The 21,845-nt window shown below is 66.8% G+C and carries 21 protein-coding genes; 8 read left to right on the top strand and 13 right to left on the bottom strand.

What is annotated here, in order from left to right; genetic code table 11:
- Window positions 1–297: 297 nt before the first annotated feature.
- Entirely contained in the window at window positions 298–1,227 is a 930-nt protein-coding gene (locus OF380_RS02440; RefSeq protein WP_264051154.1) for a glycine--tRNA ligase subunit alpha, read from the bottom strand.
- Between the two features lie 229 nt (window positions 1,228–1,456).
- Here OF380_RS02440 and OF380_RS02435 point away from each other — a divergent pair, with 229 nt between their 5' ends.
- Window positions 1,457–1,696 carry a hypothetical protein gene (locus tag OF380_RS02435; protein WP_264049209.1) on the top strand — a complete coding sequence of 80 codons (240 nt, stop codon included), beginning with the start codon at window positions 1,457–1,459 and terminating at the stop codon, window positions 1,694–1,696.
- 69 nt (window positions 1,697–1,765) lie between these two features.
- Here the strand turns inward: OF380_RS02435 and OF380_RS02430 are convergent, their stop codons facing one another.
- The gene (locus tag OF380_RS02430; RefSeq protein WP_264049208.1) at window positions 1,766–2,629 is read right to left on the bottom strand and encodes a S49 family peptidase; all 864 of its coding nucleotides are present in this window, start codon (window positions 2,627–2,629) and stop codon (window positions 1,766–1,768) included.
- Window positions 2,630–2,792: 163 nt separating this feature from the next.
- Here OF380_RS02430 and OF380_RS02425 point away from each other — a divergent pair, with 163 nt between their 5' ends.
- Window positions 2,793–3,113 carry a hypothetical protein gene (locus tag OF380_RS02425; RefSeq protein WP_264049207.1) on the top strand — a complete coding sequence of 107 codons (321 nt, stop codon included), beginning with the start codon at window positions 2,793–2,795 and terminating at the stop codon, window positions 3,111–3,113.
- 59 nt (window positions 3,114–3,172) lie between these two features.
- Here the strand turns inward: OF380_RS02425 and OF380_RS02420 are convergent, their stop codons facing one another.
- Both OF380_RS02420 and OF380_RS02415 read right to left on the bottom strand, forming a co-directional pair.
- Window positions 3,173–3,952 (bottom strand): tRNA1(Val) (adenine(37)-N6)-methyltransferase, encoded by a 780-nt coding sequence (locus OF380_RS02420; RefSeq protein ID WP_264049206.1) that lies wholly within the window; start codon window positions 3,950–3,952, stop codon window positions 3,173–3,175.
- Window positions 3,945–4,169: a putative signal transducing protein gene (locus tag OF380_RS02415; RefSeq protein ID WP_264049205.1), complete on the bottom strand. Its 225-nt coding sequence runs from the start codon at window positions 4,167–4,169 to the stop codon at window positions 3,945–3,947. Before OF380_RS02415 ends, OF380_RS02420 begins: the two co-directional genes overlap by 8 nt.
- Window positions 4,170–4,345: 176 nt before the next feature.
- On the opposite strand from OF380_RS02415, the gene OF380_RS02410 reads away from it, so the two are divergent.
- A complete protein-coding gene (locus OF380_RS02410) occupies window positions 4,346–5,365 on the top strand; it encodes a polyprenyl synthetase family protein (RefSeq protein WP_264049204.1) in 1,020 nt (339 codons plus the stop codon).
- A 379-nt stretch (window positions 5,366–5,744) separates the two neighbouring features.
- Here the strand turns inward: OF380_RS02410 and OF380_RS02405 are convergent, their stop codons facing one another.
- The 3 genes from OF380_RS02405 to OF380_RS02395 form a co-directional block, all read right to left on the bottom strand.
- Window positions 5,745–6,620 carry a 4-(cytidine 5'-diphospho)-2-C-methyl-D-erythritol kinase gene (locus OF380_RS02405; RefSeq protein ID WP_264049203.1) on the bottom strand — a complete coding sequence of 292 codons (876 nt, stop codon included), beginning with the start codon at window positions 6,618–6,620 and terminating at the stop codon, window positions 5,745–5,747.
- Between the two features lie 77 nt (window positions 6,621–6,697).
- Window positions 6,698–8,551, bottom strand: coding sequence for a tetratricopeptide repeat protein (locus OF380_RS02400; protein WP_264049202.1), 1,854 nt, complete (start codon window positions 8,549–8,551; stop codon window positions 6,698–6,700).
- Window positions 8,552–8,716: 165 nt separating this feature from the next.
- Complete coding sequence (locus tag OF380_RS02395; RefSeq protein ID WP_264049201.1) at window positions 8,717–10,378, bottom strand: electron transfer flavoprotein-ubiquinone oxidoreductase; 1,662 nt, start codon at window positions 10,376–10,378, stop codon at window positions 8,717–8,719.
- A 222-nt stretch (window positions 10,379–10,600) separates the two neighbouring features.
- Between OF380_RS02395 and OF380_RS02390 the strand changes: the two genes are divergently transcribed.
- The 3 genes from OF380_RS02390 to moaB all read left to right on the top strand — a co-directional run bounded on the left by OF380_RS02390 (window position 10,601) and on the right by moaB (window position 13,121).
- Window positions 10,601–11,470 carry a uracil-DNA glycosylase gene (locus OF380_RS02390; RefSeq protein ID WP_264049200.1) on the top strand — a complete coding sequence of 290 codons (870 nt, stop codon included), beginning with the start codon at window positions 10,601–10,603 and terminating at the stop codon, window positions 11,468–11,470.
- Between the two features lie 103 nt (window positions 11,471–11,573).
- Window positions 11,574–12,485, top strand: a complete 912-nt coding sequence (gene ypfJ / locus OF380_RS02385; RefSeq protein ID WP_264049199.1) for a KPN_02809 family neutral zinc metallopeptidase — start codon at window positions 11,574–11,576, stop codon at window positions 12,483–12,485.
- Between the two features lie 78 nt (window positions 12,486–12,563).
- On the top strand, window positions 12,564–13,121 hold the full coding sequence (gene moaB, locus OF380_RS02380) for a molybdenum cofactor biosynthesis protein B (RefSeq protein WP_264049198.1): 558 nt from the start codon (window positions 12,564–12,566) through the stop codon (window positions 13,119–13,121).
- A 67-nt stretch (window positions 13,122–13,188) separates the two neighbouring features.
- On the opposite strand, the gene OF380_RS02375 is transcribed toward moaB, so the two are convergent.
- The 3 genes from OF380_RS02375 to OF380_RS02365 all read right to left on the bottom strand — a co-directional run bounded on the left by OF380_RS02375 (window position 13,189) and on the right by OF380_RS02365 (window position 16,199).
- The gene (locus tag OF380_RS02375; RefSeq protein WP_264051153.1) at window positions 13,189–14,250 is read right to left on the bottom strand and encodes a TAXI family TRAP transporter solute-binding subunit; all 1,062 of its coding nucleotides are present in this window, start codon (window positions 14,248–14,250) and stop codon (window positions 13,189–13,191) included.
- A gap of 80 nt (window positions 14,251–14,330) precedes the next feature.
- Window positions 14,331–15,239, bottom strand: a complete 909-nt coding sequence (locus OF380_RS02370; RefSeq protein ID WP_264049197.1) for a hypothetical protein — start codon at window positions 15,237–15,239, stop codon at window positions 14,331–14,333.
- A 438-nt stretch (window positions 15,240–15,677) separates the two neighbouring features.
- Window positions 15,678–16,199 (bottom strand): hypothetical protein, encoded by a 522-nt coding sequence (locus tag OF380_RS02365; protein WP_264049196.1) that lies wholly within the window; start codon window positions 16,197–16,199, stop codon window positions 15,678–15,680.
- Between the two features lie 167 nt (window positions 16,200–16,366).
- Between OF380_RS02365 and OF380_RS02360 the strand changes: the two genes are divergently transcribed.
- Window positions 16,367–17,476, top strand: a complete 1,110-nt coding sequence (locus OF380_RS02360; protein ID WP_264049195.1) for a PA0069 family radical SAM protein — start codon at window positions 16,367–16,369, stop codon at window positions 17,474–17,476.
- Here the strand turns inward: OF380_RS02360 and OF380_RS02355 are convergent.
- The 3 genes from OF380_RS02355 to OF380_RS02345 form a co-directional block, all read right to left on the bottom strand.
- Window positions 17,463–18,071: a ribonuclease HII gene (locus tag OF380_RS02355; RefSeq protein ID WP_264049194.1), complete on the bottom strand. Its 609-nt coding sequence runs from the start codon at window positions 18,069–18,071 to the stop codon at window positions 17,463–17,465. The genes OF380_RS02360 and OF380_RS02355 overlap by 14 nt on opposite strands.
- 69 nt (window positions 18,072–18,140) lie before the next feature.
- The gene (locus OF380_RS02350; RefSeq protein WP_264049193.1) at window positions 18,141–19,220 is read right to left on the bottom strand and encodes a glycosyltransferase family 4 protein; all 1,080 of its coding nucleotides are present in this window, start codon (window positions 19,218–19,220) and stop codon (window positions 18,141–18,143) included.
- A complete protein-coding gene (locus OF380_RS02345; RefSeq protein ID WP_404810592.1) occupies window positions 19,217–19,987 on the bottom strand; it encodes a UDP-2,3-diacylglucosamine diphosphatase in 771 nt (256 codons plus the stop codon). Before OF380_RS02345 ends, OF380_RS02350 begins: the two co-directional genes overlap by 4 nt.
- A 640-nt stretch (window positions 19,988–20,627) precedes the next feature.
- Between OF380_RS02345 and OF380_RS02340 the strand changes: the two genes are divergently transcribed.
- On the top strand, window positions 20,628–21,836 hold the full coding sequence (locus OF380_RS02340) for an aminotransferase class V-fold PLP-dependent enzyme (protein ID WP_264049191.1): 1,209 nt from the start codon (window positions 20,628–20,630) through the stop codon (window positions 21,834–21,836).
- Window positions 21,837–21,845 lie beyond the last annotated feature (9 nt).

Raw genomic sequence — 21,845 nt, 5'->3', positions numbered from 1 at the left:
AGGAGCCGGAGGTGGGGGTGCCGGCGCCTTACTTCGAAAGCTCACGCACTTTCGGCGATTTGGCTGGTGGGAATTCAGAACCGGCGCGCCGGCACCCCCACCCTGACCCTCCCCGCAAGGGGGAGGGGAGGCCGTCGCGGTTCGAGCGCCAGGACATCCCCCGGCTTCACATTCACGCCTGGGCAGAAAAGACCGATTGCCCAAGCGCTAAACCGACACAGGTCCAGCGCCGCTCTCCTCCCCCCTGCGGGGAGGAGCCGGAGGTGGGGGTGCCGGCGCAAACCCCCGGCAACGATCCTAAACCGCCCCGCCCCCAGCCGTCCGCAGATAAGCCGCCCCGCAGGCCTTGGCGAGTTCGCGCACGCGCAGGATGTAGCTCTGGCGCTCCGTCACCGAGATCACACCCCGGGCGTCGAGCAGGTTGAAGACGTGGCTCGCCTTGATGCACTGGTCGTAGGCCGGCTGGGCCATCCGGTGCAGGCCGGATTCGCCCTCGGGCGCACCGGCATCGAGATAGGTCCGGCAGGCCTTCTCCGCGTCGGTGAACTGGCGGAACAGCATCGCGGTGTCGGCGGCCTCGAAATTGTGGCGTGAGTATTCCTGCTCGGACTGCAGGAAGACGTCGCCGTAGGAGACGCGGTCGTCGCCGCTGCCGCCGTTGAAGTTGAGGTCGTAGACGTTCTCGACGCCCTGGACGTACATCGCCAGGCGCTCCAGGCCGTAGGTGAGTTCGCCCGCCACGGGCGCGCATTCGAAGCCGGCGACCTGCTGGAAATAGGTGAACTGGCTCACCTCCATGCCGTCGCACCAGCACTCCCAGCCGAGGCCCCAGGCGCCCAGCGTCGGGCTCTCCCAGTCGTCCTCCACGAAGCGGATGTCGTGCAGCTTCAGGTCGACGCCGATGGCATCGAGGGAGGCGAGGTAGAGTTCCTGCAGGTTCGGCGGGTTTGGCTTCAGGATGACCTGGAACTGATAATAGTGCTGCAGGCGGTTGGGGTTCTCGCCGTAGCGGCCGTCCTTGGGGCGGCGCGACGGCTGCACGTAGGCGGCCTTCCAGGGCTTCGGCCCGAGCGCCCGCAGGGTGGTCGCCGGATGGAAGGTCCCGGCCCCGACCTCCATGTCGTAGGGCTGGAGAATCACGCAGCCCTGCGCGGCCCAGAAGCGCTGGAGCGTCAGGATCAGGCCCTGGAACGAGGTTTTGGGCGCGAGATCGACGGCGCTCGACATCGTAGTTCCGGTCGACATGGGGCATCCGGTCCGTGACGGGGCGGCCAGCGTTTAAGAGGCTCGCCCGACCTGTCAAGCGAGGCGGGTGCGCCGCACGCGTGCGGCCCCACACACATTTCGGCCACGATTCACCTAAGCAGTGGAACGCTCTCGTTGCTGCCAAGTTTATGACGCAACCAAGGGGTCTTCGCTGTCGTGCGCGACGGCGGTTAATTTGGAATCACGGGCCATGCGCTCCTCTTTCACAGTCTTCGCCGCCCTCGTTGCTGCTTCGCTCGTCGCGACGCCGATCGTCATCAGCGCCTCGAACGCGCTCGCCACGCCGGATCATACGGATGCGGTGACGATGCCGGCCGCCGTGACCCCGATCGAAGTCGTCACGGTGCCGGCCCCCGTCGCCGCCGAGACCTGCACCCGCAAGGTTCGCGTGGTCTATGCCGGCTATGCCGGCGAAACCTGCCGCCGCTGAAGTCCGCCGAGCCGACGCGAAGCTCGCGTCGGCACCGGGACTGACAACGGGCAATGGGGCGCGCGGCCCCTACAGGCCGTAGCGCGCGTAGGCGGCCCGGTCCTCGATCGCTCCCAGAACCTCACCGGCGATCGCGGTGGCCGTTCCGCCCGGCGCGGTCCGCCGCAGCAGGCGGGCGACGAGCGAGCCCTTCTTCTCCGCCACCAGCACCAGGTCGACCGTGTCGCCGTAGCGGGCCCGCAGGATCGAGCGCGCGTCCCCCAGGGCATCGACGAGCCCGAGCGGCAGTGCCTGCCGTCCGGTCCAGACCGCGCCCGTGAACAGGTTCTCGCCCTGCGGCGCCAGCCCCGGTCGCCGCTCGCTGACCAGAGCCGTGAACAGCGCCTGGACATCGGCCTGGATCAGCTTGAGCCGGGCGACATCCGCCGGATCCTCCGGGCGGAACGGATCGAGCATGCCCTTGGCCTCGCCCTGGGTGTGGACGCGGCGCTCGATGCCGATCCGGTCGATGAGCCGGTCGAAGCCGAAGCCCGCCGACACCACGCCGATGGATCCGACCAGGGACATCGGATCGGCGATGATCTCGTCGGCCGCGCAGGCGATCATGTAGCCGCCCGACGCGGCGATATCCTCCACGAAGGCCAGGACCGGCACCTTCTTCTCCGCCGCCAATGCCCGGATGCGCTGGTGGATGAGGTGCGACTGGGCCGGCGAGCCCCCCGGCGAGTTGATCACGAGGGCGACCGCGGCGATGCCGGGCATTGCGAAAGCGCGTTCCAGGCTCCCCGCCAGACCGCTGATCGAGAGGCCGGCGCGGAACGGCGACACCGCGCCGATCGCCCCGCTGAGGCGGATGACCGCCACGCGCGGACGCTTCGTGCGCCAGCGCCGGGGCAGGAGGGCACGCAGGCGCGCGGGTACGGAAAGCGGCATGGGGGTTCGGTCTCGTGACGGGTCCGGCCCTGCGCCGGCGCCAAGCGTGACGTGGGGCCGAGCGAACCCTTTTGCCAGATTCGCTGTTGCTGCCCATGCCGCCGCACCCCGGCGGCCAGCGGGGCCCGGCCGGGCCCCGGCAACGGACAGAGAGGCTCATCGGATGCGGTTCTTTCGTTGGATGATCATCGCCCTCGGGATCGCGGGCGGCGCGATCGGGCTCGGGGCGGCCGGGCAGGCGGCGCCCCTGCCCGTGGCGGGCGTCACAGCCACGGGGCAGGCCCCGCTCGTGGAACAGGCGCGCTGGCGCCATCACAGGCGCCACGGGTATCGCCGCCACTGGCATCGTCACCGCCACTGGCATCGTCACCGCCACTGGCACCATCGCCGGCACTGGCACCACCGTCGGCATTGGCATCACCGCCACCACTGGCGGCGCCATCACGGCTGGCATCGCCCCTATCGGGTCCGCACCTTCTACTGAGCCTCCGCTCTGCCCATCGGCGGGGTGCGACGCGGGAATGACGCCGCGCCCCGGCTTCCTCACGGCGAGGACCCGATCCAGCCCCGGCCGGCATTCAGCTCGGCGAGTTGCGGCGTGAACCGCCCGCCGGCGTCCTGGAGCACCAGCGGGGGCAGCAGGGCCAGGGGGGCACGGCTGCCCTTCACCGCCGTGATCAGGACGCGGATGGCGGCCTGCTCCGCCCGGGCATGGACCGGCCGTACGGCCACGGCGCCGAATCGGCCCTTCAGGGCATCGAGACAGGCCGGCAGGGTATCGGCCCGGTGAATCAGCCCCAGACGGCCGCCGGGCCGCAGGACGTCGACGCAGGTCCGGAGCCATCCGGACAGGCTTCCCGGCGGGAATCCGTGGGCATCCGCCTTTCCGGCGACCGGGGAGGGCCGGTAGTGGCCCGCCTCGAAGAAGGGCGGGTTGGTCAGCACGAGGTCGGCGAGGTCGGGAACGAGCCCGGCCGCGTGCCGCAGGCTGCCCGGCGCCAGGACATCCACCGTCAGGACCGTTGAACGCGCCGACAACCCGTTGAGCTCGGCGTTGCGGCGGGCCAGGGCCGCGACGTCCGGGTCGCGCTCCACCAGGATCACGCGCGCGGTCGGAACCCGCCGCGCCATCGTCAGACCGACGGCGCCGGTTCCGGATCCGACATCGCAGATCACTGCATCGTCGCTTGGATCGAGGAGACCCGCCAGCAACACCGCATCGGTCCCCGCCCGATGCGCCCCACGCGCAGCATGATGCAACTGCAACGTCCCGCCGAGCCAGGCATCCGGCGGGCTTTCCGGCGCCGCGGCGGCCTCAGGCATCACGCAGTTCCGCCGCGAGCCCGGCATCCGTCAGCAGGCGTCGCGCCTGCGAGGCGTGGTCCCGGGGAACCAGCATGCGCCGACTGAAGGCGCCGATCGAGCCTTCCAGCAGGCTCATATGCTGGTCGGCCACGAGGACCGGAATGCCGGCGCCCTCCAGGACGGATTGGGCAAAACCGATGAGGACGGGGTCGTTGCTGCGGATCAACTCGGTCATGATGGCCTATCCGGTCTGCTGATGCCGCGGGCGCGCGGCATGGTCGGGTCCCCGCTGCGCATATACCTTGCGGCATGGTGTGTGTTGCAGCGCCACCGGGCGCATGCGATGGGGTGCCGCAGAATATCGGGTCGTGAGGCGCCGCGAGGGCGCAGGGATGTGGAGGCCGCGCGGTTTTGGGCGTCGTAGTTCCGATCGATGAGAGCAACCGCGACCCGGAGGCGAGCCTGGCCGACCTCGTGGCGCTGGTGTCCGGCGGCATGGAGCGGGTCAACGCGACGATTCTGTCCCGCACCGGGTCGGACGTCGAGATGATTCCCGAGGTGGCCAACCACCTGATCTCCTCGGGCGGCAAGCGCCTGCGGCCAATTCTGACGTTGGCCACCGCTGATCTATGCGACTATTCCGGAGATGGGGCGGTCAAGCTCGCAGCCAGCGTCGAATTCATGCACACGGCCACGCTCCTGCACGACGATGTCGTGGACGAGAGCGACATGCGGCGCGGCAAGGTCGCAGCGCGCATCAAATGGGGCAACGAGGCGAGCGTCCTCGTGGGCGACTTCCTGCTCGGACAGGCCTTCCGCATGATGGTGGAAGTCGGGTCGTTGAAGGCCCTCGATATCCTCTCGGCGGCGGCAACAATCATCGCCGAGGGCGAGGTGATGCAGCTCACCGCAGCCAAGAACATCGAGACAAGCGAGGACGAATACCTTGCGGTGATCAGCGCCAAGACGGCGGAACTCTTCGCCGCAGCTTGCGAAGTCGGGCCCGTGCTCGCGGCCCGGACGGAAGCCGAACAAGCTGCTTGCCGTGCCTATGGCATGAACCTCGGCATCGCCTTCCAGCTCATTGACGACGTCCTGGATTACGGCGGCACCAGCGACAGCCTCGGCAAGAATGTCGGTGACGATTTCCGAGAGGGCAAGATCACCCTGCCGATCGTGCTGGCGGTTCGCCGTGCCAACGACACCGAACGGGCGTTCTGGACGCGGACCCTGGAGCAGGGCGACGTGAAGGCCGAGGATCTTGACACGGCCCGGGCAACCCTGCGACGCCACGGCGCCCTCGAAGAGACGATGGCCCGGGCACGCCTCTATGGAGACCGAGCCCGCGCGGCACTGGGAACCTTCCCGCCGAGCCCGATGAAGCAGGCGCTGCTGCAGGTCGTCGATTTCTGCATCGCCCGCGCCTACTGACCCGGCTCGGAAGCAGTCCACCACGAAGCCGATGGGCTCGGCGGGTTTGGCGATCTCAGCCGGGCGCAGCAGTGGCTCCACGGTCCGGATACCCGGCATGGTGATGGGGTTACCGCGCGCTGCGGCGATCCTCAGATGATCCCTGCGTCGGCAACGGGTATCGAGAGCGTAGCCGCGATGTCCTTCGTTATGCGCTCCCGTTTTGCGCATCCTTCCCGCACCGACTAGGATCGCAGAGGCGTTTCAATCGAAGCGGCTGATTGGACCGCCTGCCGGGATACCGTCGCGTGAAGATTTTCCGCGCATGAACGCTTCTGGCTCGTTCGAGCGCCATGCGTGATAGGCGGTCACACCTCGAGACGCGAGGAAGCTAAAGCTCTCAGCGAAGAAGGGCCGAGGCCACCCACCAATTCGGGTGTGCAGCCCTGATGGCTCTGGCGGCCGCGGAGGCTTGCGATCGGTCCCCGTAGAGGCCGAACACGGTCGCACCCGATCCGGACATGCGCGCCAATCGACAACCCGCTTTGCCGCGCAGGGCTCCGAGGGCGTCGTCGATCACGGGGGCAAGTTGCCGGGCGGGGGCTTCGAGGTCGTTGCGCGCCGGCACGAGCGCCTGCAGCAAGGCCTCCGGCGCCAGCCCAGGACCGATCGTCGGATGCGGGTCACCGGGATGACGCTGCCCGGGGGTGAGCCCGAGGGCGCGGAAGACTGGAGCCGTCTCGACCGGGACGCCGGGATTGATCAGGACGGCAGGAATGGGCGTGAGCCCGAGCGCCGGACCGATCGTCTCGCCCGCCCCCAGCATCATGCGCGCCCGAGGGTCGAGGCAGACCGGGACGTCGGCTCCCGTGGCGCGGGCGGCGGCCAGCAGGGCCGGATCGTCTGCGGCCATGCGGTTCAGGCGCGCGAGGAGACGCAGGGCGGCAGCCGCATCGGACGAGCCGCCACCGATCCCGGCCGCTACGGGCAGGCGCTTGACGAGATGGAAGCTGCCGAGCGCAAGACCAGGCCGCTGGCGTTCAAGATGGCGCGCTGCACGGATGACGAGGTTGTCGCCAAGTGGCCCAGCCGGACCTGCCGTTGGACCGGTGACCGTCAGGCCAAGATCCGGGCCGGGGTCCAGGGTGAGGCCGTCGCCAGCTCCGGTGAAGACCACGAGGCTTTCGAGCTCATGGTAGCCGTCCCCGGCGCGGCGGCCGAGGACATGCAGGGTCAGGTTGATCTTGGCCGGGGCACGGGTGGCGAGACGGGACACGGACCCTCGGGGCTCGACGTGGAACGGATGCGCGGCGGGTCTGGCCCCGGAGCGCGCATCGCGTCAAGCCTCGCAGTTCAGCCGCCGCTCTTCTTGTCAGCTGCGCCCGGGGGTTCGCTCGGTGCAGGGGCGCCCTTCGGCAGTTCCGGATTGGCCTTGCCTTCGGGCGGGTTCTCGGCGGTGGCAGCCGGCTTGTCGAGCTCGGGCAGGCCGTCCTTGAGCTTGGCGTTGATCTTCTCCAGATCCTCCGGCTCGGGGTTCAGGTCCTTGGCATGCTGCCACTGGAACTTCCCTTCGAGGCGGCGACCGGCGCGCCAGTAAGCATCGCCGAGGTGATCGTTGATCGTGGGATCGCCGGGCTTGAGCTCGATCGCCTTCTCCAGTTCGCGCACCGCATCGTCCCAGCGCCCCAGGCGGTAGTAAGCCCAGCCGAGGCTGTCGATGATCATGCCGTCGCGCGGGGCGGCATCGACCGCCTGCTTGAGCATCGTGAAGGCCTCGTCGATATTCATGTTCTGGTCGACCCAGGAATACGCGAGGTAGTTCAGAACCTGGGCCCGGGCGCCGGGCTGGCTGGCCGGCACGAGTTCCAGGGCCTTCTTCAGGTCAGCCTCGGCCTTGGGCCACTGCTTGGCGCGCTCGTAGGCCGTGCCGCGGAAGTAGAACGTCGTCCAGTAGTTGGAGGCCGGGCGGTCGCCGATGAGCGCAATGGCGCGGCTGTAGGTCTCGGCCGCCTCCTCGTACTTCTTGCGCGAGCGCTGGACGTTTCCGAGCGCCGAGATGACATCGATGTCGTCGGGATGCGCCTTCATGGCGGCATCCAGGTGCGTGATCGCCTCCTCGCCCTTGCCCATCTGCTCCAGGTTCAACCCGATCTGGACGTCTGCGTTGAGGCGCAGCGGGGAGGTCGTGGGAATCTGCGCGTAAGCCTCGTTGGCGCGATCTGTCTGCTTCATCCGATCGAGGATGTCGGCCAGGGTCAGGCGAGCGAGGGCGTGCTCGGGCGCGAGGTAGAGGGCAAGTCGCAGGTAGACCACTGCAGGCAGTTCGTCGCCCTGGGTCGAGCCGGCGGAGCCGAGGCCGTACAGGACCTCGCCAGCTCCCTCCTGCGCCGAATTCACCAAGCGGGCGAGGGGCTTGCCTTCCTTCAGCTTGGTCAGGGCGTCGCGCACGATCGGGTGGCGCGGCAGCACCTTGTCGAACTCGGTATAGGCCTGGATCGCAAGGTCGGTGCGGCCGGCCTGTGCCTCGAAGCGCGCATAGGCGTCGACGATCCGCAGGGTATTGCGGTCGGCGTCGTAGGCGGCCTTGAGACGGCGCTCCGCCTCAGCCTGATCGCCCACTAGGCTCGCGATCAATCCGGCATGGAAGTCGCGGAAGGTGTTGTAGTAGCGCTCGCCCTTCAGCTTGTTGATCGTGTCGAGCGCCCGCTTGCCGTCATTGGCCCCGGCGAAGGCCCAGGCGGTGAGAAGTGTGCCCGTAAGATCGGCGGCAGCACCCCGGCCGCTGCGCGCAAAATTCTGGCGGGCCTGGGCGAACTGACCGGCCTTGATCTGACGGACGCCGAGGGCGAGTTGGGCGAGGCCGTTCGAGCCGTCGCGGCTGGTCAGGCGCTCGGCTGCCCGGAAGGCGTCGGGCAGGGAGCCATCCGCGAGCAGCGATACGAAGGCGCGCTCCAGCAGTTCGGCATTGCGCGGGTCCGCCTTCACGGCCTCACGGTAGAAGCTGGCGGCGGCCGCCGTGTCCTTGGAGGCCCCGGCGATGTAGGCGGAGAGGAAATTACCCTCAAGAGATTCCGCGGGCTCGTACTCCGAGACCGGTGCGGATTCGCGAGGCTGGGCTGCCCATGCGGGCAGGGACGCCGCGAGGCAGAGGGCGAGGGCCGAGAGGGCCCGCCCGGCGTTCCGAGGCGTCTTGACGTTTCCGTTCATGGGCACCGATCACGGCTCCTGCGCACCGGCCAGTGACGCAGCCGGGCTCGTTTGGGGCGGGACACTGGACTCTTACCGCCCTCCTAGCAAGGCATAAGGATGGCGGCATCCGCGCCCGCCATCCCGCATTCGACTCAGCTCATCGACCCGTGAACGAGCGGCCCTTTACATGTTGGGATAGTTCGGCCCGCCGGGTCCCTCCGGGGTCTCCCAGTTGATGTTCTGGTTGGGATCCTTGATGTCGCAGGTCTTGCAGTGGACGCAGTTCTGCGCGTTGATCTGGTAGCGTACGCCGTCGCTGGTGCCCGCATCCGCCACCCATTCGTAGACCCCGGCTGGGCAGTAGCGTGCCGACGGGCCGCCGTAGACATCGTGCTCGGAGGTCTTCTGCAGGTCGAGGTTGAGCACCTTGAGGTGTGCGGGCTGATCCTCCTCGTGGTTGGTGTTCGAGAGGTAGACCGAGGAAAGCCGGTCGAAGGTCAGCTTGCCGTCCGGCTTCGGGTAGACGATCGGGGTCACCTCGGCCAACGGCTTCAGGGTGGCGTGGTCCGGCTTGCCGTGCTTGAGCGTGCCGAAAGGCGAAGCTTCCAGAATGGTGTTCGACCACATGTCGAGACCGCCGAGGCCGACGCCGACCAGGGTGCCATACCTCGACCAGAGCGGTTTCACGTTGCGCACGCGCTTCAGGTCCTGACCGATGGGGCTGTCGCGCCAGCCGTTCTCGTAGGCGCTGAGTTCGTCACCTTGGCGCCCCGCTTCCAGAGCCTGCGCGATGGCTTGCGCCGCCTGCATGCCCGAGAGCACCGCGTTATGCGATCCCTTGATGCGGGGCACGTTCACGAAGCCTGCGGAATCTCCGACGAGGCAACCTCCCGGGAAGACGAGCTTCGGGACCGATTGCCAGCCGCCTTCCATGATCGCGCGGGCGCCATAACCGATGCGTTTCGCGCCCTCGAAGGTCTCGCGGATCATCGGATGAGTCTTGAAGCGCTGGAACTCCTCGAACGGCGACAGGGTCGGGTTCTCGTAGTTCAGGTGCGTCACGAAGCCGACCGAGAGCAGGCCGTCATCGAAGTGATAGAGCCAGGAGCCGCCGCCGGCCTTGTTCGGCAAGGGCCAGCCCATGGTGTGCTGCACGAGCCCGGCCTGGAACCGGTCGGGTGCCAATTGCCAGAGTTCCTTGACACCGAGGCCGTACTTCTGATGGTCGCTATGGGCATTAAGCTTGAAGCGGTCGATCAGCGTCTTCGTCAACGAGCCGCGAGCGCCTTCACCGAAGACGGTGTACTTGGCCCGAAGCTCCATGCCGCGCGTATAATCGTCGCGCGGATCGCCGGATTTGCCGATACCAAGGTCGCCGGTCGCGACGCCGACGACGACGCCGGCCGTATCGTAGAGCACTTCGGAGGCGGGAAAGCCCGGATAGATCTCGACGCCGAGTTCTTCCGCCTTCGCGCCGAGATACTTCGTCACGTTGGAGAGCGACCCGACGAAATTGCCGTGGTTAGACATCAGCTTCGGGAAGAACAGGTTCGGCATGGTGACGCCGCTGTTCTTCGTCAGGAACATGAATTCGTCGCGCTCCACGGCCGTCCGGAGCGGACGGGCTTCGTCCGAGCGCCATTCGGGCAGCAGTGTGTCGAGACCCGACGGGTCGATGACGGCACCGGACAGGATGTGCGCCCCGACTTCGGAACCCTTCTCCACCACCACCACGCTGACATCGGCGGCAATCTGCTTGAGGCGGATCGCGGCGGCGAGGCCGGCCGGGCCTGCTCCCACGATCACCACGTCGAATTCCATCGCCTCGCGTTCGGGCAGCGCCATCCGTCATCCTCCTGGGGAGCCCCGATTGAATGACGGGGCGTTTGTGGTGCGATCACATGTCTGGCGATCACTCTCAACCCATTCCAACCTGCGAACGCAAGCGGCGCACCGCCGCGCTCATGCACAGCACGTCGGCGCAGCTCGAGGAAAGCGAGGGGAAAGGTGGTGCGTGGTGCCGCAGGGCCCGTTGTCCACAGGCGCGCGGTACGCCACATCCGGAGCATGAGCCAGACCGACGACAGGCAGCGGGATCTTATCGCCAACCTCGACTTCCACGTCGAGGCAGGCCTGGACCTGTTTCTGGACGAGACGCCACACGATCGTTTCAATGAGGCTGATGCACCGGAGGCGGCTCAAAACGCGCCGATGCGGGTGTCACCGGAGCCCGCCCCACGGGAGGAACCGTTCCGCACCGAACTGCCGCCCCGCGGTGCCACGCTGCCGGCCCAGAACCGGACCTTCGGGCAGTCGGCGGCGGCCCGACCCGGCGAGGCGGCGGGCGATGCACGGGCGCGGGCGCGTGACGTCGGATCCCTGGAGGAACTCGAGGCGCTGCTCGCCGGCTTCGACGGCTGCCCGCTGAAATTCACAGCCAAGAACCTCGTCTTCGCCGATGGCAATCCGGCCGCGAAGCTGATGTTCATCGGCGAGGCGCCCGGGGCCGACGAGGACCGCATCGGCAAGCCGTTCATGGGGCGCTCGGGCAAGCTCCTCGACCGCATGATGGCGGCTGTCGGCCTCGACCGGACCTCCGCCTACGTCACCAACATCGTGCCCTGGCGGCCGCCGGGGAACCGCAATCCAACCCCGCAGGAGGTGGCGATCTGCAAGCCGTTCATCGAACGGCAGATCGAACTGGCGGATCCCGACCTCATCGTCTGTCTCGGCTCCCCGGCCACTCAGGCGATTACCGGCACGAAGGACGGCATCCTGAAGGCACGGGGCCGCTTCTATCTCTACCGAGTCGGCGAGCGCGAGATCCGCGTACTGGCTACGCTGCATCCGGCCTATCTCCTCCGGCAGCCCCTGCAGAAGCGCCTGGCCTGGCGTGACTTCCGCACCCTGCGTGCGGCACTCGACGGGAAGGCCTGAGAGCGCTAGGGCCATTTCCCAAGCGGAACCGTATCCCGCGCCCACGACTTACTTCACGCGGCCGTGTGTGACGCCGCAGGTCCGAACAGGGTGTCACGAGATTATGCGCTGGGAAGATTTCCGGAGTTCGGACAACGTCGAGGACCGGCGCGGCGAGGGCGGTGGCGGCGGTGGATTCGGCTTCCCCGGTGGCGGTGCGGGCGGTCTCGGCATCGGCACCATCGTCGTCCTGTGCATCATCGGTTGGGTCACGGGGATCAACCCGGCGATCCTGATCGGCGGGGCCGAGCAGATGTCGGGCGGTGGGCGCCCGCGCCAGGACCAGGTCGATCCGCAGACGCAGTCCCAGCGCCGGACCAAGCCGACGGATGAGAGCGGGCGCTTCGCCTCCGCGATCCTCGGCAACACCGAGGACGTCTGGAAAGAGGTCATGCCTAACCAGACGGGTCGCCAGTACCGTCCGACGACGATGGTGCTTTACAAGGGCGGAACGCGCAGCGGCTGCGGTTCGGCGCAGGCGGCGATGGGGCCATTCTACTGCCCACTCGACAAGAAGGTCTATCTCGACACTTCCTTCTTCAAGGAGATGGAGCAGAAGTTCGGCGTGAAGGGTGACTTCGCCTATGCCTACGTGATCGCCCACGAGGTCGGTCATCACGTCCAGGACGAACTCGGTATTCTCGGCAAGGTGCAGGGCCGTCAGCAGAGCGCCTCGAGCAAGACGGAAGCGAACCAGCTGTCCGTGCGCGTCGAACTCATGGCCGATTGCCTCGCGGGCGTCTGGGCCAAGAACTCGAACGACAAGTACAATGCGCTGGAGCCGGGCGACATCGAGGAGGCCATGCAGGCTGCGAGCGCCATCGGCGACGACAAGCTTCAGAAGCAGTCCCAGGGCTACGCAGTGCCGGATTCGTTCACCCACGGCTCGTCAGAGCAGCGGATGCGCTGGTTCATGACCGGTTATCGCAGCGGCCAGACAAAATCCTGCGATACGTTCCGCGCAGCCCGTAACTGAAGCGGGCTCCCGCCGGCGGGACCAATGATTGTCGCAGTTACGACGGCTCTACCTGCTCCCGATCAAAGGTCCGCCACGATGGTCGCGTCCGATAAGACCCGCAGCTTCATCCCGCTGGCCATCGCCGTCCTCACAGTGTCGGACACCCGCAAGGCGGAGGACGACCGCTCCGGTGATACCCTGGTCGAACGGCTGGGCACAGCCGGGCATAAACTCGCGGCGCGTGCCATCGTGCCCGACGAGGTCGAGGCTATCCGGCAGCGGGTGGAGGCTTGGAGCCGCGACCCCGGGGTGGACGTGGTCATCACCACGGGCGGTACCGGGTTCACAGGTCGCGACGTGACACCCGAAGCGATCGAACCCTTGTTCGAGAAGCGCATGGACGGCTTCTCGGCGGTCTTCCATCGTATCTCCTACGACAAGATCGGCACTTCGACACTGCAATCCCGCGCGACCGCCGGAGTCGTGAACGCCACCTATGTCTTCGTCCTGCCGGGCTCGCCCGGTGCCTGCCGTGACGCTTGGGATGGGATCCTGGGCGCGCAACTCGATTATCGCCACCGTCCGTGCAACTTCGTCGAGATCATGCCGCGCCTCGACGAGCACCTGCGTCGGGGTGCTTCAATTCCGGTTTGAGGTGTCGGCGTCCGCGTCGGAGGTGTCTTTCCACGAGGGCGGATCGGGGGCTTCTGTCCGGGACCGGCTACCGCGCCTGACGCCACTTCAGATACGCTTGATAGACCTCCTCCTTCCCGGCCGGCCGTGCGGACTGCGTGAGGAGGAAGCGGTCGAGTTCCGATTGTGAGGCGACATCCTGCTCGCGATGGCGGTCGAGCCAGTCCTGAGCGGGCCGAAATCGGGTCCAACCCTTCACTGAAGCCGCGAGGTTCACCTCCCGCCACTTTGGATGCCGCTGAGGCGCCAAGAATTTGTCGAACTGCCCGAAGAACGCGTCCACGAAACGCACGAGCTTCTCGTACCGGACCGTGCCCTTCTGGCTGTTGTACACTCCGAGCACAGTGCCGACCGCCAGGGTTTCTCGGACATCGCCCCGGACGAGTTTCGGGTAATCCGCGGGCGAGAGCGAGGCTGGCACGTAAGCTTCGCTGATCGTATTGGGGTAGGGTGCAGGCACGAGATGAAACCGGTCCCCCGGGTCGAATGAGGTGATAAACGCCACGGGCTTGGCGGCGACGGAGACCACGGCGTCCAGATCACCGTTGCGCAGCATCTCCAGGGCCGTGGGCTGATCGACGTTGATCGCTTCGACCGCAACGCCGAGTTCGCGGAACATCACGCGGCCGCTGTAATCCGTCCCGCTGCCCTTGACGTCGAAGCTGACACGCTTGCCGGCGAGATCACCGACGCCCTTCACCGCATATGGCGCGATGATGTGGAGCTCGTCGTTGAAGAGCTTGGCGATGAAGTGAATGTGCTGCTCGATGTTCCTGAGGCGCGTGTCCCGGCGGAGCTGCTCCAGGGTATCCGTTCGAACGAAACCCAGGTCCACGCCCTTCAGGAACCGGATGTCATAGGCATTCTCGCCCGCGCCTTTGCCGAGGATCGGCAGGACCCGCAGTTTGTCACCATTGTTCAGGACGAAGGCCAGATCGGCACCGATGCGAAAATAGGTTCCGCCGGGGGTGCCAGTGATCACCGAGACGGTGTTGGCGTTCATGCGTTCGCCGAGCGCAGCTTCCGTCGAAGGCTCCGGTACGGGGAGCGCGGGCGTTGCCTCCGCGTGCCGCACCGATAGACCAGCCATGGCGATCAGAAGGCTGAGGAGGGATGCGCACCCGAAAAACCTCCACATGTCATCCGTCCTTCCTGTTCGTCGTATCCAGTTCACCGGTTCTTGGCCGACCGCAGCCGTTCGTCCGTCGTCTCGCCCTTACTCGCCTCGTCGTAGAGGGCGCGGGCGCGCTCCGGATCGGGTCGAAGACCGCGGACGTTCCATTGACGCAGCATCTTCGGATCCCAGGTCTGGGCCAGCAGGAAGGTCGCGTCCGGCTCGTTGCGAGCGCGTGCTCGCTCGAGGAAGAGTTGGGCGCCGCTGATGTCCCCCCGCGCGATCAGATCCTTCGCACGCACGACGAAGGAGCGGGCATCCGTGGATTGCGCTGGGGAAGACGGCTTCGGCGCTGGGGGCGGGGCCCTCGCCTCCTTCGAAGGGATGCTCGTGTCAGCGTCGCGCATGGACGTGATGTCGGATTTGGACGTCTGTGGTTCAGGCGATGCTGGACCCGGAGGCAATGGGACAATGGCGTTGCTGGGCGTCTGGCCGTTTTCGTCTGGGCTTGGGTGATGAAGCAAAGCACCTGTCGAGATTCCACGAGATCCGACGTTCGGTGAAACCTCGACCGAGAAGTCAGTCATGGTGACTTCGATCGATCCGCTGGATTTCCATTTCCAGACCACGACGAGGGACAGCCAAAAGTGTTCGCTGCGCTTGTCGGGTGGCTCGATCCAGAGACTGGATCTGTCCCATCCCGTCACGTCGAGGTTCTCACCGCTCTCGTCGGACCTGACAGAACGAAGGGAATCGCCGAGAACATACCCGGCCGGTAGGCCCACGAGCTTGATACTCTCGACGGTGATATCGTTCTTACGGCGTATCGAAATGTTGAGCGGTAAACGTTGACCGCTTTCGCCGCGGATATCCCGGCTGGTAAGGACGAGGCCTTGCCGAGAATTCCTGATGGCGTCCGGTTCGTTCCCTGGGAGCACGCGGGTCGTGGTCGGACCCCGCATCATGGGTGCCTCGCCAGACACGGCGCCCTCCGATTCCTGCGCAACAGATCCCAATATCGGTCCGAGCCAAGCGATCAAGCTGAAGGCCGAAACGAAGCTTGATTGCCGCTTTGCCCAACACCGATGAACCACCATCGGTTACACCCCGCATTTCATCGAACCCGTCTAATATAGAACGAATTCCGACAAGAAATGAAGAGCGGAATCACAGCATGAATGCTGCCAAAAGTTAAAGCAAACATCCGCGTCAGTTTTGATCTCCACCACGCCATAATCCTACCCGATCCAGATACGGGTCGTCGCGATGGGGTATCGAGCCGACGATCGGCCAAGGCGCGCCAGCCATGGATCTCACGCGGGCGCCCCCTGAGTGCCGGACCGTAGCGTCAGGAACGGCACCGGCACGAATTGGAAAACCGTCTCCGCTTTCAGTCCGATCCGTCAGGCGCGGTCGAGGCGTGCGGACAAGCGGCGGACCCTGAGCCGGCGGGGAAAGTTTGGGCCGTTCAGCAGGCGGTCCCGGCGTACAAGATCACCAGGCCTCGGAGCACTCACACCGATCACGGTCTCGCTTCGGGCTGCAAGGCGGGCCGGCAGGCCGGTGTGCGAACGTCGCAGCCTGGCAAGCGAGACATCCGGCCGGGCCGTGCCGATGAACCGGTCGAGGAGGCGGATCCAGCCTTCCGCCGGTACGTCGCCTGCTTCCAGGCAGAGGATCCAGTCCCGACGTGCCACCTTCGCCCCCGCCGACCAGGGCGACGCCCCCCGGCTTCGCAGCACGACTTTGGCGCCGGTTGCCTCCGCCACCGTCTCGACGGCCAGGTTTGCGACCGGCACGACGATGACCGCGTCGCCGATCAGACCCGCTGCGACGCCCGCCACCAGCGCGCCGAGCGTATCCGCGAGGTGATCGATCGCGTCGGGGTCGGTTGGCCTTGCCACCGAGATCAGAGCCGAAATCATGCGCGCGCATACCGCATTTTCGCGACGTCGAAAGCGGGGGTGTTCCCACGGTCCTCGATAAGACGCTTCGAAACGGAGCTCGTACCGCCGTTTGCCGCAAATAGATGCATTCGCTTGCGAAATGTTCCTGATATGTTCCGTTCTCCTGGAACGGAGCCGAGCAAAGCATGCGAACGCCACGACCGGCGCAACCCGGAACGCAACGCTTGGGGGATGCGACGACACCGTCCCCGGTGCGGCGCGGTCGGGGAGCGACCGCCAATCCCACAGGTCGCTTCGAACCGACACGGCAAGTCGTGTTCGACGATGGCTGGGAGGCGTCACCCGAGTGCCCTCCACTCCGCACCGAGGTGATGCTTGAGCAGGCACGGACCCTGATCACGCGCAACAGGTCGCCGGACATCTCGTTCGATCGCTCGATCAATCCCTACCGGGGCTGCGAGCATGGCTGCGTCTATTGTTTCGCTCGCCCGAACCACGCCTATGTCGGGCTGTCTCCCGGGCTGGACTTCGAGACGAAGCTTTTCCAGAAGGCGAATGCCGCCGCCCTGCTGGAGCGGGAATTGTCAGCGCGGGGCTACGCCCCCGCCACCATCGCGTTGGGCACGGCCACTGATCCCTACCAGCCGATCGAGCGAAGCCATCGCCTCACCCGTGCGGTGCTGGAGGTGCTGGCGCGTTTCCGGCACCCGGTCGGAATCGTCACGAAATCGAATCTCGTCACCCGCGACATCGACCTCCTGAGCGACATGGCACGGGACGACTTGGTGAAAGTGGCGATTTCTGTCACCACCCTCGACCCGGGGCTGGCACGGCGGATGGAGCCCCGCGCGCCGCACCCTGAGAAGCGCCTGGAGGCAATCGAACGCCTCAGTGCTGCGGGAATTCCCGTGATGGTCATCGTCGCGCCTATCATACCGTCCCTGAACGACCACGAGATCGAGACGATCCTGGCCCGGACCCGCGACCTCGGCGCCGTCGAGGCCAGCCATGTCCTCCTGCGGCTGCCTCTTGAACTCGACTCCCTGGTCAATGACTGGTTCGCGGAGCATTACCCGGGCCGGCAGCAGCACGTCATGTCGCTGGTGCGCGCGGCCCGGAATGGAAAAGCCTACGATGCGGCCTTCGGGACGCGCATGACGGGAATCGGCGCCTACGCCGAACTGATCGACCAGCGCATGCGCCTGGCCCGGCGCCGTCTCGGCTATCCGGAGACGCGGCGTCGCCTGCGCACTGACCTCTTCCGCGTGCCAAGCGATCAACTCAGCCTGTTCTAAGTCCGTAGGCCCGGGTGAAGCTCAGGCGATGATGCGGCGAGCGCCCACGCGCGGCGAGGCCGGCGAGGTGGGTCCGCGTCCCGTAGCCGACATTGCTGGCCCAGCCGTAATCGGGGTAGCGTCCGGCCAGCCGTCGCATCAGGGCATCGCGCAGGGTCTTCGCAACGATCGAAGCGGCCGCGATCTGCGGCACCAGCCGGTCGCCACCGATCACGGCCTGGCAGGGGAGGTCGATCCCCGGCACCACGTCGCGACCATCGACGCGCACCGGTGCGTCACGTTCGAGGGCCGACACGGCCCGCCGCATGGCGTCGAGCGTGGCACCACGCACGTTGAGCCGATCCACCAGGGCGCGTGAGCCGGCCGCCACCGCGACCTGCGCCCGCGCACGGATCAGGGGCGTCAGGGCCTCACGCTCGGATGCCTTCAGGCGCTTGCTGTCGTCGAGACGCGCGAGCAGATCGGATGGGAACACGGCCGGATCGAACCAGACCGCCGCGACGATGACGGGTCCGCAGAGCGCCCCGCGTCCGACCTCGTCGCAGCCGATCACGGCCGGGTAGGTCGAAGCCAGGCTCGGGTCGAACGGCGGCATTGCAGGGAGATCCGGAACGGGTGTGATTGCCGTCGGTCCCTAGCGTGGCACCGACGGCCGGTCCACGTCTCAGCCGAGCCCGACCACGCTCCGGGGCGCTTTACCCGCGGCCCATGTCCGGGCGGGCGCCGTTCCATGGGCGATGGCAATGTTGTCGTAGAACTGACGCGCGCTCTCCGCCCAGGTGTAGCGCAGGGCCTCCGCGCGGCACTGCGCGCGCGGAATCTGGAGGGCGGCGAGGGCGGCGGTCGCCAAGTTAGTGTCGAGAACGCCGACGCCGGTGCCGCCAATGACGTCGAGAGGGCCGGTGACCGGGAAGGCTGCGACCGGGACACCGCAAGCGAGGGCCTCGAGCAGTACGATCCCGAAGGTGTCGGTCAGGCTCGGAAACACGAAGACGTCGGCGGCGGCGTAGATGTCGGCGAGGTCGGCCCCGGTCCGCGTCCCAAGGAAGCGGACACCGGGATCGATGGCGGAGAGGCGCGCCCGATCCGGCCCGTCGCCGACGACGACTTTCGTGCCCGGCAGGTCGAGGCTCAGGAAGGCGTCGAGGTTCTTCTCCACCGCGAGCCGGCCGACGGACAGGAAGATCGGTCGCGGCAGGCCGGCCAGGATCGCGGGCTCCGGCGATCCGGGTTCCCGGGGGCGGAACAGGTCGGTATCGACGCCCCGCGTCCAGCGCATCAGGTTGGTGAAGCCGCGCCCGCCGAGGTCGCGCTCCAGCGATGGCGTCGAGACCATCGTGCCGTTCGAGGCGCCGTGGAACCGGCGCAGCCACGCATAGCTCCAGGCTTCCGGCACGGGTGCGCGAGCAGAGAGATATTCTGGAAATCGCGTGTGATAGCTCGTCGTGAAGGGGCGGCGATGTGCGAGGCAGTAGCGGCGCGTCGCGAAGCCGACCGTACCCTCCGTCGAGATATGGACGTGGGTGGGACGCAGGTCGTCCCAGAGCCGGGCCACATGCCGCTTCGTGGCATAGGCGAGACGGATCTCTGGGTATCCCGGCAGCGGCAGCGAGGCGAAGTCCTGGTGCGTCAGAAAGATCGGCTCGAACCCGAAGGCGGGACCAGCCGCCGCCATGTTCTCCAGGGAACGGACGACGCCGTTGACCTGCGGGTGCCAGGCATCGGTGGCGATGAGGAGTCTCACGCGACGGCTCGCGCCCCACGGGCATGCGGATGCCCGATGGCATCGGTCCGGGCGGCGCGGGCGCGCAACAGGGTCGGATAGTGGAGCACCTCCATTGTGCCGTCGTAGTGCTCGACGATGGCGGTACAGGATTCCACCCAGTCGCCGGTGTTCAGGTAGGTCAGTCCATTGATCTGGCGGTTGGCCGCATGGTGGATATGCCCGCAGATGACGCCGTCCGCGCCGACGCGCTTGGCCTCGGCACTCAACAGTTCCTCGAACTTCCCGATGAAGTTGACGGCGTTCTTGACGCGCAGCTTGGCCCAGGCCGAGAGCGACCAGTAGGCGAGCCCGAGGCGCCGGCGCGCGGTGTTGACGTAGGTGTTGACGAAGAGCGCGAAGGTGTAGGCGCCGTCTCCCAGGAAGGCGAGCCACTTGGCGTGGCGCACCACCATGTCGAACTGGTCGCCGTGAATGACGAGGTAACGCTTGCCGTCCGCGGCCACGTGTACCCGCTGGTCGGCGATCTCGATCCCGCCGAATGTCATGCCGATATAATCGCGCAGGAACTCGTCGTGGTTGCCGGGGACGTAGACCAGCGTCGAGCCCTTGCGGACCTTGCGCATGAGCTTCTGCACCACGTCGTTGTGGCTCTGCGGCCAGTACCAGCCCGATTTCAGCTGCCAGCCGTCCACGATGTCGCCGACGAGATAGATCTCGTCCGCATCGTAGTCGCGCAGAAACTCCAGGAGGAGGTCCGCCTGACACCCCTTTGTGCCGAGGTGCATGTCGGACAGGAACAAGGTCCGGACGCGGGTCGTATCGGTATCTTCGCCCACGCTCGCCTCCGGGACAGCCTCCGATACGACGAGCCAAACCGGATTCCCGTATCAGTTTGATGACGCCACGGTCAGCGACCACACGGCTCTTCGGCGACGCGACGTAAGCTCTTCTTCCACGAAAAAAATTTTGATTTGGAACCAAGTATTTCGGGTTTTCCATTCGCCCCGAAGGCGGGCATAGTCGCGCTCAAGGTGCCCCACCGGGCCGCGTCCGTGGACGCATGACCGGAGCCCATCGAGGCGAACTAAGGGTGCCGTCCCCGGGGACGACGACGCTGAAACGGCCCAGCGGTGTGCGCACGTCGAGCGCGTGACCCGGCCCATGGAGAAGAGGCTTGAGGTATTCGGTGGCGCTCGCGGCCAGCGGCGTTGAAGGTAGACCTTCGGCGCCGGCGGACATCCCTCCGGCATCCGTCTGAATGCTGAGCGCCAACGCGATCGTCCCGCGATTCATCTAACCCGCAGCCGCCAAGGACATCCCGATTCGACTCGGGCCGGTCCGCGCGGTTCGCCCCACCCATCGACGCATCTGTGCCGCCGCGCGAACCTAGTCCGCGGGCGCATTGTCAAACACGGAGAACACATCATGGCGGCAACGCGACGTCCCGGCCGGAACCACCTCTTCGTTCCGGGCCCGACGAACATCCCGGATCGCGTGATGCGCGCGATGATCGTCCAGTCCGAGGATCACCGCTCGGTGGACTTTCCTGCGCTGACGAAGCCGCTCTTCGAGGAAAGCAAGGCTGTCTACGGTTCGACGGACGGCACCATCTTCCTGTTTCCGGCGTCCGGCACGGGCATCTGGGAATCGGCCCTGACGAATACGCTTTCGCGCGGTGACAAGGTCCTGGCCTCACGCTTCGGCCAGTTCAGCCATCTCTGGATCGACATGGCCCAGCGCCTCGGCCTGGAAGTCGTCGTGCAGGACGAAGAGTGGGGCACCGGGGCCAATCCTGAGCGGATCGGCGAGGCCCTGCGGGCTGACAAGAACCACGAGATCAAGGCCGTGATGGTGGTCCACAACGAGACCGCCACCGGCGTCACCAGCGATGTCGGCGCCGTGCGCAAGGCCATCGACGCCGCCGGTCACCCGGCGCTCCTGTTCGTGGACGGCGTCTCCTCCATCGGCTCGCTGCCGTTCAAAATGGACGAGTGGAAGGTCGATTGCGCGATTGCGGGTTCACAGAAAGGCCTGATGCTCCCCGCCGGCCTCGGCGTGATCTGCGTCAGCCCGAAGGCGCTGAAGGCAGCCGATACCTCATCGGGTCAGAACGACCGCCTCGCGCATGTCTACTTCGACTGGGCTGACCACCAGAAGCAGAACCCGAGCGGCTACTTCCCCTACACCCCGTCGCTGCCGCTGCTCTACGGTCTGCGCGAAGCCCTCGCCTGCTTGAAGGAAGAGGGTCTGGAGAACGTCTTCCATCGCCATCACGTGCTCGGCGAGGCGACCCGCCAGGCCGTGGCCGCCTGGGAACTGAAGACCTGCGCTAAGGAGCCGAAGTGGAACTCCGATACCGTCACGGCGATCGTCGTTCCGGAGGGCGTCGATGCTGCCGCCATCATCAAGCACGCCTATGTGCGCTACAACCTCGCCCTCGGCGCCGGCCTGAGCCAGGTGGCCGGCAAGGTGTTCCGCATCGGCCACGTGGGTGACATGAACGAGCTGTCTCTGCTCGGCGCCATCGCGGGCGCAGAGATGTCGCTCCTCGACAACGGCGTGAAGGTGCAGCCCGGCTCCGGCGTCGCCGCGGCCTCGAGCTACCTGCGCGAGAACCCGCTGGCGAAGGCCTGACGTTTCGGT

Origin of the sequence: Methylobacterium sp. FF17 (assembly GCF_025813715.1) — a bacterium.
GTDB classification, from domain to species: domain Bacteria; phylum Pseudomonadota; class Alphaproteobacteria; order Rhizobiales; family Beijerinckiaceae; genus Methylobacterium; species Methylobacterium flocculans.
Note: the sequence above shows the minus strand (reverse complement) of the source record. Positions and strands in the feature narration are given on the sequence as shown.